The sequence below is a fragment of the Pseudomonas sp. CFSAN084952 genome, from assembly GCF_009648855.1.
GTDB classification, from domain to species: Bacteria; Pseudomonadota; Gammaproteobacteria; order Pseudomonadales; family Pseudomonadaceae; genus Aquipseudomonas; species Aquipseudomonas paracarnis.
In genome coordinates this window covers 4,596,952-4,610,395 of sequence record NZ_CP045767.1, presented here as the reverse complement: position 1 = coordinate 4,610,395, position 13,444 = coordinate 4,596,952, and the positions used below count along the sequence as shown (strand labels likewise).

Sequence of the window (13,444 nt, the reverse complement as noted above, 5' to 3'; positions counted from 1 at the left end):
TGTAATTCAGTCGAACAGCGCTTGCTCGAAACAACTGTTAACACTGTCGGTTTTTATCGACACATCAAATCGCAAATAGTTTGCAAAGTGCCATCAATCGCGCGCGAATTAGCCGCTATTTCAGCGGGTTACCAGATTTTTTTCTTAATCGGGTCTGTGGTGTTTTTCTATTTATCTTCTGACTCGCAGGTCACTAGCCTCTGGCAAGCACAACTGAATGTGCATTAAAAAAACCAGAGGAAACCTCGATGAATACTCCAATCAGCCGCAGGCCCGTGTCGGCGCGCCACGCGCTGGCACTGGTGACCGCCAGCCTGCTTTCCCTCTCTGTGCAAGCCGCCAACCTGACCCGCGATAACGGGGCCAACGTCGGTGATAACCAGAACTCCCAGACCGCCGGCGCCAATGGCCCGGTGTTGCTGCAGGATGTGCAACTGATCCAGAAGCTGCAGCGCTTCGACCGCGAACGCATCCCGGAGCGCGTGGTGCACGCGCGCGGCACGGGCGCCCATGGCACCTTCACCGTGACCGACAACCTCAGCGACCTGACCAAGGCCAAGGTGTTCGCCGCCGGTGAAACCACGCCGGTGTTCGTGCGCTTCTCGGCGGTGGTGCATGGCAACCACTCCCCGGAAACCCTGCGGGACCCACGGGGCTTCGCCACCAAATTCTATACCGCCGAAGGTAACTGGGACCTGGTCGGTAATAACTTCCCCACGTTCTTTATTCGCGATGCCATCAAGTTCCCGGACATGGTCCATGCCTTTAAACCGGACCCGCGCACTAACCTGGACGATGACTCGCGCCGTTTCGACTTCTTCTCCCATGTTCCAGAGTCCACTCGTACACTGACCGAGTTGTACTCGGACTCCGGCACCCCCGCCAGTTACCGCGAAATGGACGGCAATGGCGTACATGCCTACAAGTTGATTAACACTAAAGGTGAAGTGCACTACGTCAAGTTTCATTGGAAGAGCCTGCAGGGCATCAAGAACCTTGATCCCAAGCAAGTTACCGAAGTACAAGGGCGTGACTACAGCCATATGACCAATGATCTGGTCACGCACATCAACAAAGGCGACTTCCCTAAGTGGGACCTGTATGTGCAGGTGCTCAAGCCTGAAGACCTGGCCAAGTTTGATTTCGACCCACTGGATGCCACCAAGATCTGGCCGAATGTGCCCGAGCGCAAAGTCGGGCAAATGGTGCTGAACCGCAACCCGGCCAATGTGTTCCAGGAAACCGAGCAAGTCGCGATGGCCCCGGCCAACCTGGTACCGGGTATCGAGCCGTCGGAAGACCGCTTGCTGCAGGGGCGGGTGTTCTCCTACGCCGATACGCAGATGTACCGCCTGGGCGCGAACGCCCTGCAGTTGCCGATCAACGCTCCACGGGTCACCGTCAACAACGGCAACCAGGATGGCGCGATGAACTTTGGCAAGACCACCACCGGTGTGAATTACCAGCCAAGCCGCCTGTTGCCGCGCGAAGAGCCTCAAGCCGCACGCTACAGCCAGGCGCCGCTGTCGGGCAGCACCCAGCAGGCCAAGATCCAGCGTGAGCAGAACTTCAAGCAGGCCGGTGACCTGTACCGTTCCTACACCAAGAAAGAGCGCGAAGACCTGATCAACAACTTCGGCGGCTCATTGGCCACCACCGATGACGAGAGCAAGCACATCATCCTGTCGTTCCTCTACAAGGCCGATCCCGAGTACGGCACTGGCGTGGCCAAGGTCGCCAAGGGCGACCTGGCTCGCGTAAAGGCGCTGGCGGAAAAACTGACTGACTGATTCGTTGGTTATGGTCGGCGCCTTCACGGGCGTCGACCTTTGGCAGGAGAACACCCTATGCGCATCACTATCGGTTTACTGATGGCCATGCTGGCCTTCGCTGCCCATGCCGAGTCCCCCGACCCGGTGGCGCTCAAGGCACAGTTGCAGGACTACTATTTCGACGCCGCCCGTCGTGGCGACCTCGACATGCTCAACACCTTCATAGAGTCCGGCTACGGCCTCAATGCCCAGGATGACAAGGGCTACACCGCATTGATCCTGGCTGCTTATCACGGCCAGGGCCCGTATGTGGAGCGTCTGCTCGATGCCGGCGCCGACGCCTGCGTGCAGGATAAACGCGGTAACACAGCGTTGATGGGCGCCATCTTCAAAGGTGAGCTGAAAATCGCCCAGCGCCTGTTGGCCACCGACTGCAACCCCGACCAACGCAACGGCGCAGGGCAGACCGCCGCCATGTACGCCGGGTTGTTCAAGCGCGTCGAGTTGCTGGGCGCGCTGCAAGCCAAAGGCGCCGACCTGAACGCCGAAGACCCCGTCGGTAACAGCGCTTCACGTTTGGCTAATGGCGAAATCCGGACCCCAGCGTCGCGCTGAGCTATCATCGCGGTTTTTCGGTTGGAGGTTCTCATATGGCAAAGGCCAAGCGCATGTACGGCTGCACAGAGTGCGGCGCGACCTTTCCCAAATGGGCGGGCCAGTGCTCCGAATGCGGCGCGTGGAACACCCTGACTGAAACCATGATCGAGAGCGGCGGTGCCGCGGCCCCCACCGGCCGTGCCGGCTGGACCGGGCAACAGGCGCAGATCAAGACCCTGGCCGAAGTCAGCGTCGAAGAAATCCCGCGCTTTTCCACCGCCTCCGGCGAATTGGACCGGGTGCTGGGCGGTGGCCTGGTGGACGGCTCGGTGGTATTGATTGGCGGTGACCCGGGCATCGGCAAGTCCACGATCCTGCTGCAAACCCTGTGCAGCATCGCCAGCCGCATGCCTGCGCTGTATGTCACCGGCGAAGAGTCCCAGCAGCAAGTGGCCATGCGCGCCCGGCGCCTGGGCTTGCCCCAGGACCAACTGCGGGTCATGACCGAAACCTGCATCGAAAGCATCATCGCCACGGCGCGCATCGAAAAGCCCAAGGTCATGGTTATCGACTCGATCCAGACGATTTTCACTGAACAACTGCAATCGGCACCCGGCGGTGTGTCCCAGGTGCGCGAAAGCGCGGCGCTGTTGGTGCGTTACGCCAAGCAGAGCGGCACGGCGATCTTCCTGGTCGGCCACGTGACCAAGGAAGGCGCACTGGCCGGGCCACGGGTGTTGGAACACATGGTCGACACCGTGTTGTATTTCGAAGGGGAATCCGACGGTCGCCTGCGCTTGCTGCGAGCGGTGAAGAACCGTTTTGGCGCCGTCAACGAACTGGGGGTGTTCGCCATGACCGACCGGGGGCTGAAAGAAGTCTCGAACCCCTCGGCGATTTTTCTCACCCGCGCTCAGGAAGAAGTCCCAGGCAGTGTGGTGATGGCCACCTGGGAAGGCACCCGGCCGATGCTGGTGGAAGTCCAGGCGCTGGTGGATGACAGCCATTTGGCCAACCCACGGCGGGTCACACTGGGCCTGGACCAGAACCGCCTGGCGATGCTGCTGGCGGTGCTGCACCGGCATGGCGGCATTCCGACCCACGACCAGGATGTGTTCCTCAACGTGGTGGGCGGGGTCAAGGTGTTGGAGACCGCGTCCGACCTGGCGTTGATGGCGGCGGTGATGTCCAGCCTGCGTAATCGGCCGTTGCCCCATGACTTGCTGGTGTTTGGGGAGGTGGGGTTGTCGGGCGAAGTGCGCCCGGTGCCGAGTGGGCAGGAGCGGTTGAAGGAAGCGGCCAAGCATGGCTTCAAACGGGCGATTGTGCCCAAGGGCAATGCGCCGAAGGAGGCGCCGCCGGGGTTGCAGATTATTGCAGTGACGCGGCTGGAGCAGGCGTTGGATGCCCTGTTCGAATAATCCGCAACACTGCTGAACACCTGTGGGAGCTGGCTTGCCTGCGATAGCGGCGGGTCAGCTTACCCATCCTTGTCTGATACACCGCCATCGCAGGCAAGCCAGCTCCCACCCTTGATTCATGTTGGCGGCTAGAGCTCCAGCAGGGCGCCCAACTCGCGCTCCAGTTCTTGCTCATCACCCAGGTTCAACTCAACGAACCTACGCAAATGGCTGATCGAGTCCAGATCAATGTGCTTGCACACAAAGCCCAATTGGCCCTGATCTTCATGGGTCAGCCGCGCTTGCATCTTTATATGCGTCTTCTGTTCCAGGCGTATGTCGACGTCAAAGGGCAGCGCTTTATTCCCCTTCCAGTCGTCAGGCCGTTCCACCAGCAATCCCTTGAGTGACAGATCCACCAGTTTCACCGGCCATTCGCTGCCGTTTTGCCGAAGTTCGGCCGTGGCATCAAAGGCGATTCGGCGAAAACGGCGACGTTCAGACGCATGTTCGGTCATGGTATAGCCCTCTGTGAATGGGAGGAGTGTAGCCCGGGGCCATCAAGGGGCGTTTATTTCGGCTTTTTTTAACGGTTGAAGGCTCTAGACCAACGTAGGGGGCTGGTCTTTAAGGCCAGTAGCGCTAAACTCGGGCTGGCTGTCCTTTCTGTCCACCCTGGCTGGAATATAAAAATGAAAAATAATAATAGCCTGCTACGCCACTTACCCTGGCTGGTGCTGGCAATTGTAGGCGCGTGCGCCCTGGGCGTAGTGGCCTTGCGCCGCGGCGAGGCGATCAACGCCTTGTGGATTGTGGTCGCTGCGGTGGCCATCTACCTGGTTGCGTACCGTTACTACAGTCTGTTCATCGCCAACAACGTGATGCAACTCGATCCCCGGCGGGCAACCCCTGCGGTGGTCAACAACGATGGTCTGGACTATGTGCCGACCAACAAACACATTCTTTTCGGTCACCACTTTGCGGCGATTGCCGGTGCAGGCCCGTTGGTCGGCCCGGTGCTGGCGGCGCAAATGGGCTATCTGCCCGGTACCCTGTGGCTGATTGCCGGGGTGGTGCTGGCCGGTGCGGTGCAAGACTTCATGGTCCTGTTCCTGTCCACCCGTCGCAACGGCCGTTCCCTGGGGGATATGGTGCGCGAAGAGATGGGCCGTATTCCCGGGACCATCGCGCTGTTCGGCTGCTTCCTGATCATGATCATCATCCTCGCGGTGCTGGCGCTGATCGTGGTCAAAGCCCTGGCCGAGAGCCCATGGGGCATCTTCACGGTGATGGCGACCATCCCGATCGCGATGTTCATGGGCATCTACATGCGCTACATCCGCCCGGGCCGCATCGGTGAAATCTCGATCATCGGCGTGCTGTTGTTGCTCGGTTCGATCTGGCTGGGCGGGCAGATTGCCGCTGATCCGGTGTGGGCCAAGGCGTTCACCTTCACCGGTATCCAGATCACCTGGATGCTGATCGGCTACGGTTTCGTGGCCGCTGTGCTGCCGGTGTGGCTGATTCTGGCGCCCCGCGACTACCTGTCGACGTTCCTGAAAATCGGCACCATCATCGCCCTGGCGATTGGCATCCTGATCACCATGCCTGATCTGAAAATGCCGGCTCTCACCCAGTTCATCGACGGCACCGGCCCGGTGTGGAAGGGCGGCCTGTTCCCGTTCCTGTTCATCACCATTGCCTGTGGCGCGGTCTCGGGTTTCCATGCGCTGATCTCCTCGGGCACCACGCCCAAGTTGCTCGCCAGTGAGAGCCATGCCCGTTACATCGGTTACGGCGGCATGCTGATGGAGTCGTTCGTGGCCATCATGGCGATGGTTGCCGCCTCGGTGATTGAGCCCGGCGTGTACTTCGCCATGAACAGCCCGGCTGCCATTGTCGGCACCGACGTGGTCACCGTGGCGCAAACCGTCAGCAGTTGGGGCTTTGCCATTACGCCTGAGGCGCTGTCGGCCGTTGCCCACGATATCGGTGAAACCACCATCCTGGCACGTGCCGGCGGCGCGCCGACTCTGGCGGTAGGTATCGCGCAGATCCTGCACAGCGTGCTGCCGGGTGAAAACACCATGGCGTTCTGGTACCACTTTGCGATCTTGTTCGAAGCGCTGTTCATCCTCACGGCGGTGGACGCCGGTACCCGTGCCGGCCGCTTCATGCTGCAGGACCTGCTGGGTTCGTTCGTGCCTGCGCTCAAACGCACCGAGTCCTGGACCGCCAACCTGATTGCCACGGCCGGTTGCGTGGCCATGTGGGGCTACTTGCTGTACCAAGGCGTGATCGACCCGCTGGGTGGCATCAATACCTTGTGGCCGCTGTTCGGTATCTCCAACCAGATGCTGGCCGGTATCGCGCTGATGCTGGCGACCGTTGTGCTGATCAAAATGAAGCGTCAGCGCTACATCTGGGTGACCATGTTGCCGGCTGTCTGGCTGCTGATCTGCACCACCACGGCAGGCTTCATCAAGCTGTTCGACGCCAACCCGGCGATCGGCTTCCTGTCGCTGGCCAAGAAATACAGCGATGCCCTGGCTAACGGCCAGATCCTCGCCCCGGCCAAGAGCATCGACCAGATGCAGCACGTGATCTGGAACGCTTACACCAACGCAACGCTGACGGCGCTGTTCCTGTTCGTGGTGTTCAGCATCCTGTTCTATGCGCTCAAAGTCGGCGTCGCTGCCTGGGGTAACAAAGAACGTACGGATAAAGAAGCCCCGTTCCAGGCTGTACCGGACGCGTAAACGAGGATTGCAAGCATGTTCAATGACATCAGTCGCCTCGGTAAATACCTCGGTCAGGCCGCCCGCCTGATGGTCGGCATGCCCGACTACGACACCTACGTCGAGCATATGCAAACCAAACACCCGGACAAGCCGGTGATGGACTACAAGGCGTTCTTCCGGGAACGCCAGGAAGCCCGTTACGGCGGCAAGGGTGGGCCCAAGTGCTGCTGACCCGGTAACGCGGGCCAATGCAATATCCCTGTGGGAGCAGGGCTTTCTGTGGGAGCTGGCTTGCCTGCGATAGCATCACCTCGGTCTGACGCAAGCACCGAGTTGTCTGCATCGCAGGCAAGCCAGCTCCCACAGGGGCCTTTGCTCCCACATTTGTTTCTGTTTTTCTTCAAGGAGAATCTCTTGTCCTCTCCCATCCCCGTCACCATCCTCAGTGGCTTTCTCGGCGCCGGCAAGACCACCTTGCTGCGCCACCTGCTCAAAGCCGAGCACGGCTTGAAAATCGCCGTGATCGAAAACGAATTCAGTGACGCCGGTATCGACACCCAACTGCTGGGCGACGAGCCGGTGCAAGTGATGACCCTGTCCAACGGCTGCGTGTGCTGCACCATCCACACCGACCTGACCAAAGCCCTGTACCTGCTGCTGGAACGCCTGGACAGCGGCGAGATCGCCTTCGACCGGCTGGTGATCGAATGCACCGGCCTGGCCGACCCGGCGCCGGTGGCCCAGACGTTCTTCATCGACGAAGAACTGCGCGAGCGTTATATCCTCGACGGCATCATCACCTTGGTGGATGCGGCCCACGCCGAGCATCACCTGACCCAGACCATCGCCCAGGCCCAGATCGGCTTTGCCGACCGCTTGCTGGTGAGCAAACGCGACTTGGTAGACGACGCCAGCTTCGACGCCCTCAGCCAGCGCCTCACCCGCATCAACCGCCGTGCGCCGATTCGCGTAGTGGACCACGGCAAGATTGATTTGGCCGAGCTGCTGGACGTACGCGGCTTCAACCTCAATGCCGGCATGAGCCTGCGCCCGGTGAGTGCAGCGCCTTCGGTGGACCGTATTTCCAGCCTGGTGCTACGCACCGACCAGCCGCTGGATATCGACCGTCTCAGCGAGTTCATGAACGAGCTGCTGGAAGACCATGGCAAGCAACTGCTGCGTTACAAAGGCGTGTTGAACATTGCCGGGGAGGATCGACGCATGGTGTTCCAGGGCGTGCTGAAGCTGTATGGCTTCGACTGGGATACCGAATGGGCCGAGGGCGAGGCGCGGGAGAGTGTGATCGTGTTTATTGCCGATGAGCTGCCCGAAGACAAGATTCGCCAAGGCTTTGAGCGGGTCTACCAATAAACCCGGCTTGAAATGCACGCCAATGTGGGAGCTGGCTTGCCTGCGATAGCGGTGGGTCAATCACTGATGGGCTGACTGCACAACCGCCATCGCAGGCAAGCCAGCTCCCACACTTGACCCTGTTTCAAATTGAAATCGGCATAAAAAAGCCCGGCTCATGAGCCGGGCTTCTTATTCACGCAACTGCCATCAAGCGCCGTATACCGGCAGCTTCTTGCAGATGGCCTTGACCTTCTCACGTACCGCGTCGATCACGGCTTCGTTGTTCAGGTCGGCCAGGATGTCGCAGATCCAGCCCGCCAGTTCCTTGCACTCGGCTTCCTTGAAGCCACGGGTGGTCACTGCCGGGGTGCCGAAGCGCAGGCCGGAGGTGACGAACGGCGAACGTGGGTCGTTCGGCACGGAGTTCTTGTTCACGGTGATGAAGGCTTTGCCCAGGGCAGCATCAGCATCTTTACCGGAAATGTCCTGCTTGATCAGCGACAGCAGGAACAGATGGTTTTCAGTACCGCCGGACACCACGTCAAAGCCGCGCTCGATGAACACGCTGGCCATGGTCTTGGCGTTCTTGACCACTTGTTGCTGGTAGGTCTTGAACTCAGGCTGCAGTGCTTCCTTGAAGCAGATCGCCTTGGCCGCGATCACGTGCTCCAGCGGGCCGCCTTGGGCGCCCGGGAAAACGGCGGAGTTGAGCTTCTTCTCGATCTCGGCGTTGGCACGCGCCAGGATCAGGCCGCCACGTGGACCGCGCAGGGTCTTGTGGGTCGTGGTGGTGACCACGTCAGCGTAAGGCACTGGGTTGGGGTAAACGCCCGCAGCCACCAGACCGGCCACGTGGGCCATGTCGACGAACAGGTAGGCACCGACCTTGTCGGCGATTTCACGGAAGCGTGGGAAGTCCAGGATCTGCGAGTAGGCAGAGAAACCGGCCACGATCATTTTTGGCTTGTGCTCAACCGCCAGACGCTCGACTTCGTCGTAGTCGATCAGGCCGTTGGCATCGATACCGTACTGAACGGCGTTGTACAGCTTGCCGGAGGACGAAACCGTGGCGCCGTGGGTCAGGTGACCGCCGTGGGCCAGGCTCATGCCCAGGATGGTGTCGCCGCCTTGCAGCAGGGCCAGGTACACGGCGCTGTTGGCTTGGGAACCGGCGTGTGGTTGGACGTTGGCGTAATCGGCGCCGAACAGCTCTTTTGCACGGTCGATGGCCAACTGCTCAACCACGTCGACGTACTCGCAACCACCGTAGTAGCGCTTGCCTGGGTAGCCTTCGGCGTACTTGTTGGTCAGAACCGAACCTTGAGCCTCCATCACCGCAGGGCTGGTGTAGTTTTCCGAAGCGATCAGCTCAATGTGCTCTTCCTGGCGCACGGCTTCTTGCTCCATGGCGGCGAAGAGATCGGCGTCGTACTTGGCAATAGTCAAATCACGGCTGAACATGGCGGTCCTCAAGGATCGGGGGCAGAAAAGGAGGGCATTCTAACCCAATGGGTTTTAGATGGCATATGAAAGGACATCATGTCGCGGACAAGTGGTTTTCACTCAGCCCCTGATCGTTCCCACGCTCTGCGTGGGAATGCATCCCGTGGCGCTCTGCGTCACATTTAAAAGCGGACGCAGAGCGTCCAGAATTGCGTTCCCACGCGGAGCGTGGGAACGAACAGGGACGGCACTTTCAGTCAAACATGAACAGCGCATCATTACTGAACTGCACCTCAAACCGATTCGCCGGCATTGGCCGCCCGAACAGGTAACCCTGCACCTCATCACAGCCATGCTCACGCAGGAAGTCCAACTGCTCATGGGTTTCCACCCCTTCGGCAATCACCGCCAGGTTCAGGCTGTGGGCCATGGCAATGATCGCCCGGGCAATCTGTGCGTCCTGCTCACCCGAGGGCAGGCCGTCGACGAAGGTGCGGTCGATCTTCAGCACATCGATGGGGAATTGCTTGAGGTAGTTGAGCGACGAATAACCGGTGCCGAAGTCATCCACCGCGATGCTCAGGCCCAGGTTTTTCAGGCTGGCGAGGATCTGCAGGGCTTCGTTGACTTCACGCATCAGGATACTTTCGGTCAGTTCCAGCTCCAGGCACGCCGGTGGCAGGCCGGTGTCCTTGAGGATGGTGGCGATGCGCGTGCCCAACTGGCCGTCGGAGAACTGCCGCGCCGAGATGTTCACTGAGACTTTCGGCACGCGCACCTTGTTCTGGTGCCAGGTCTTGAGCTGGCGGCAGGCTTCGCCGATCACCCAGTCGCCCACATCCACCACCAGTCCGAGCTCTTCCAGCACTGGGATAAAGTCCCCGGGCGGTACCAGGCCACGGCGCGGGTGGCGCCAGCGCAGCAGGGCTTCGGCGCCGGTCAGGCGTTTGCCGTCGCCGCTGAATTGCGGCTGGTAATAGAGCACGAATTCGTTCTGGTCCAAGGCGTGGCGCAGGTCGCTTTCCAGTTCCAGGCGCTCCAGGGCGCTGGCGTTCATGTCGGCCTGGTAGAACTGGAAGTTGTTCTTGCCGCGCTCTTTAGCGTGATACATCGCCGTGTCGGCGTTTTTCATCAATTGGCTCAGCTCGTTGCCGTCTTGCGGGCTCAGGGCGATGCCGATGCTGGCGGTCACGAAGAATTCGCGGCCCTCCAGCACAAAAGGTTTGACCAGGCTGGCGAGGATCTGCTCGGCCACATGAATGGCGCGGTTCAGTGCCATGTCACGGCTGACCCGTGGTTGCAGGAGCAAGGTGAATTCGTCGCCGCCCATGCGCGCCACGGTGTCGTCCTCGGCCACGCAGCCGAGCAGGCGCGTGGCCATTTCCTTGAGCATGCGGTCGCCGGCCGCGTGGCCGAGGGAGTCGTTGATCGGCTTGAAACGGTCAAGGTCGAGGAACATCAGCACCACCCACGACTTCTGCCGTTCGGCGGACTGCAACGCGGTGTGCAGGCGGTCCTGGAACAGCGTGCGGTTGGGCAGGTGGGTCAGGGCGTCATAGTAGGCCAGGCGGTGGATGCGCTGCTCACTGGCCTTGCGCTCGCTGATATCGCTGAAGAAACACACGTAACTGGCGAGGTCGCCTTCGTCGTCGAACACCGCGGTAATGCCCACCCAGGCCGGGTAATGCTCGCCATTGAGACGCTTGAGCCACACCTCGCCTTCCCAGGTGCTGTGCTGGTGCAATTGCTTGAGCACATAACGCAGATGGGCTTCCTGCTGCTCATCGACGGTGAGCATATTGGGCAACTGGTCGAGCACATCGCTCACCGCATAGCCGCTGACCCGGCTGAACGCCTCGTTGGCTTGCACGATATAACCGGCCGGGTCGGTGATCAGGATCGCCGAGGTGGAATGCTCGAATACCGTGGCCGCCATGCGCAGGTCTTTTTCGGCGCGGCGTTGCTGGCTGATATCGCGGCCCACGCCGAGGATGCCTTCAAACGCGCCATGTTCATCCCACACCAGCACCAGGCGCAGTTCTATCGGCACCTTGCGCCCGTCGGCGCGCAGGCAGTCGAACAGAAACAGTTGGGTCTGCAGTTCATCGCGCAAGGTGTTCAAGGCGTCGGGGTTGCCGAGGGCGCGGCTGACCTGTTCCATCAGGCTATAGATGCCGGTCAACTGCTGAGGGTTGGCAACGATCGACTGCCAGCCGTTCTTGAACACCCAGTCCACGTCATAGCCCAGGACGGTGTTGACCGAGGGGCTGATGTAGTTGAGGGCCAGTTGGCTGTCGGTGGAGCAGATCACGTCGCTGATGCTTTCGGCCAGCATCCGGTAGCGCTGTTCACTGTCGCGCAGCGATTCACTGGCCTCGATCTGGTCGGTAATGTCCTTGGCCACGCCGATGATCCGGGTGACCACCGTAGACGTATCGCGGGCCAGGGCCTGTTCGCGGATATCGAAGCGGCGCCACTGGTTATTGCGGTGACGAAAGCGCAGTTGGCAGTGCAATTGGGTCGTATAGCCGACCTGGCGTTGTTGTTGGCGCGCGTCATGGTAGTGCTCGGCGTCTTCGGGGTGCAGCAGGATTTCCCAGAAGTACTCACCCATTTGCTGCAACTCGGCTTTGTTGTAGCCCAGGGTGTGACCCAAATGATGGTTGCTGAAAATCATGCGCTGGCTGATCACGTCTTGCACATACAGGTGATCGGGCACGGTGCGCACCACATCCGACCAGAAGCTTTCACGCTCCACCAGCGACAACTCGATCAGCTTGCGGCTGGTGATGTCGCTGATGCTGAGAATCACGGCCTTGACGTCATCCTGCTGCTCGGGCAAACGCATCACCAGCCACAGGTACTGTTCGTTGCCGGCCACGTCGTTGAGCTGGATTTCCAGCTCCAGCTGTTTTTGCCGGGTCAGTACGGCTTCCAGCACCTGATAGCCGATGGACGTGGCATTGCGCGGGCAGTCATCGATCAGGCGTTCCCACGCCTGCTCGCAGGACGCGACGTTGAGCAGGCGCACGGCCATCTGGTTGACCTCGGTGACGCGCAACTCCTTGAGCAGTTGCTTGCGCTCCGTGGGGTTGGCCTGCAACCAGGCGTGCAACTGCTCACGGCTTTGCACCTGGGTCTTGTTGCAAAACGCCTTGAGCCCCGACAGGTCCAACACGCACAACGCGACGCCGGTGCCTTCGAAGATGTCCTGGTAGCGTCGCCGGCCTTCGTTCACCTGGCGTTGGCGGCGGCGCATGTTGAGCAGCACGATCACCGGGATCAGCGAGAACGCCAGGCCCAGCAGGCACTTGCCGATAAAGGCGGGCAGTAGTTGTTCCAACACCGCGCTGCGGTCAAACATGCCGCGCAGTTGCCAATCGCTTTTGCTCAACGGCGTGACCAGCACGCTGCGGTTCAATTCATCCGGTGTCAGGGCGCCGGACCACTGCGCCGGCATGCCGCTGTCACGGCTGACCACACGATGGTTCAGGCTGTTCTCGATTGCCCACATCGGGCGCTGGCCCTGGACATCCTGGCGTGTGAGGTTGGCCAGATAATTGGGCGCCAGGCGCAAGGCCCAGTACACCTTGGAGCCACCGCTGGGTTGGTGCAGCAACAGATAGATGACCGTGCCGTCATTATCATTGCTCAGGTAGTAGGACTGGGCGTGACTGCGCTTGACCAGGTCTTCGAGCAGGGCACTGTCTTGGCTGCCTTCGGCAGTGTCGCTGATCAGTGCGCCGCTGGGGGCGAGCAGGGCGAAGCTGCGCAGGTCCGGTAATGAGCGCTGCAGCGTGCGCATCAGGGCCTGCTGCTGTTCGGCATTGCGCGGCGGCTCGACAATCGGCAACAGGTTCAGGGCGATCTGTGCGCTCAGGGCCATGTTCTGGCTGATCTGCTCGGCCAGGTCGGCGCTGTAGTCGATGGTGTATTGCTGTTGGTTTTTCTGGTTTTGCTGCAATTGGTCCAGCAGTTGCCAGAACAACAGGGCGAGCAACAGCAGGACAAGCGTCGCCAACGCGCCTTTCAAGGTGCCGTGCAGGGGCGCTCCCGGCGCAATATGAGCGGCGCGCAAGGGCGTGGGCGGCGTGACGTTGGACAAACTGTGATCCTGCGGTTTGGCTGGACTGGCGCG

General features: G+C 60.6%; 9 protein-coding genes. 6 read left to right on the top strand and 3 right to left on the bottom strand.

Annotation, left to right across the window (positions count from 1 at the left end):
• Window positions 1-248 precede the first annotated feature (248 nt).
• Genes katB through radA form a run of 3 tightly spaced genes read left to right on the top strand, consistent with a single transcriptional unit; the run spans window position 249 to window position 3,790 of the window.
• On the top strand, window positions 249-1,790 hold the full coding sequence (gene katB, locus GH769_RS20910) for a catalase KatB (protein ID WP_020301753.1): 1,542 nt from the start codon (window positions 249-251) through the stop codon (window positions 1,788-1,790).
• A gap of 57 nt (window positions 1,791-1,847) precedes the next feature.
• Window positions 1,848-2,387 carry an ankyrin repeat domain-containing protein gene (locus GH769_RS20905; protein WP_014720017.1) on the top strand — a complete coding sequence of 180 codons (540 nt, stop codon included), beginning with the start codon at window positions 1,848-1,850 and terminating at the stop codon, window positions 2,385-2,387.
• A gap of 35 nt (window positions 2,388-2,422) precedes the next feature.
• A complete protein-coding gene (gene radA / locus GH769_RS20900; protein ID WP_003194313.1) occupies window positions 2,423-3,790 on the top strand; it encodes a DNA repair protein RadA in 1,368 nt (455 codons plus the stop codon).
• A 128-nt stretch (window positions 3,791-3,918) separates the two neighbouring features.
• Here the strand turns inward: radA and GH769_RS20895 are convergent, their stop codons facing one another.
• Complete coding sequence (locus GH769_RS20895) at window positions 3,919-4,287, bottom strand: PilZ domain-containing protein (protein ID WP_020301754.1); 369 nt, start codon at window positions 4,285-4,287, stop codon at window positions 3,919-3,921.
• Between the two features lie 174 nt (window positions 4,288-4,461).
• Here GH769_RS20895 and GH769_RS20890 point away from each other — a divergent pair, with 174 nt between their 5' ends.
• The 3 genes from GH769_RS20890 to yjiA all read left to right on the top strand — a co-directional run bounded on the left by GH769_RS20890 (window position 4,462) and on the right by yjiA (window position 7,881).
• Window positions 4,462-6,528, top strand: a complete 2,067-nt coding sequence (locus GH769_RS20890) for a carbon starvation CstA family protein (protein ID WP_014720014.1) — start codon at window positions 4,462-4,464, stop codon at window positions 6,526-6,528.
• Window positions 6,529-6,543: 15 nt separating this feature from the next.
• On the top strand, window positions 6,544-6,741 hold the full coding sequence (locus tag GH769_RS20885) for a YbdD/YjiX family protein (RefSeq protein WP_003194308.1): 198 nt from the start codon (window positions 6,544-6,546) through the stop codon (window positions 6,739-6,741).
• 183 nt (window positions 6,742-6,924) lie between these two features.
• Window positions 6,925-7,881 carry a GTPase gene (gene yjiA / locus GH769_RS20880; RefSeq protein ID WP_014720013.1) on the top strand — a complete coding sequence of 319 codons (957 nt, stop codon included), beginning with the start codon at window positions 6,925-6,927 and terminating at the stop codon, window positions 7,879-7,881.
• A 189-nt stretch (window positions 7,882-8,070) separates the two neighbouring features.
• Here yjiA and glyA read toward each other — a convergent pair whose 3' ends face one another.
• Window positions 8,071-9,324 (bottom strand): serine hydroxymethyltransferase, encoded by a 1,254-nt coding sequence (gene glyA / locus GH769_RS20875; RefSeq protein WP_003194304.1) that lies wholly within the window; start codon window positions 9,322-9,324, stop codon window positions 8,071-8,073.
• 235 nt (window positions 9,325-9,559) lie between these two features.
• Window positions 9,560-13,411, bottom strand: coding sequence for a bifunctional diguanylate cyclase/phosphodiesterase (locus GH769_RS20870; protein ID WP_014720012.1), 3,852 nt, complete (start codon window positions 13,409-13,411; stop codon window positions 9,560-9,562).
• Window positions 13,412-13,444 lie beyond the last annotated feature (33 nt).

Bases quoted from the DNA above. Each gene is read 5' to 3' on its own strand.
- GH769_RS20890 (WP_014720014.1), top strand. From the start codon at position 4,462: ATGAAAAATAATAATAGCCTGCTACGCCACTTACCCTGGCTGGTGCTG.
- glyA (WP_003194304.1), bottom strand. From the start codon at position 9,324: ATGTTCAGCCGTGATTTGACTATTGCCAAGTACGACGCCGATCTCTTC.
- GH769_RS20905 (WP_014720017.1), top strand. From the start codon at position 1,848: ATGCGCATCACTATCGGTTTACTGATGGCCATGCTGGCCTTCGCTGCC.
- GH769_RS20895 (WP_020301754.1), bottom strand. From the start codon at position 4,287: ATGACCGAACATGCGTCTGAACGTCGCCGTTTTCGCCGAATCGCCTTT.
- GH769_RS20885 (WP_003194308.1), top strand. From the start codon at position 6,544: ATGTTCAATGACATCAGTCGCCTCGGTAAATACCTCGGTCAGGCCGCC.
- radA (WP_003194313.1), top strand. From the start codon at position 2,423: ATGGCAAAGGCCAAGCGCATGTACGGCTGCACAGAGTGCGGCGCGACC.
- katB (WP_020301753.1), top strand. From the start codon at position 249: ATGAATACTCCAATCAGCCGCAGGCCCGTGTCGGCGCGCCACGCGCTG.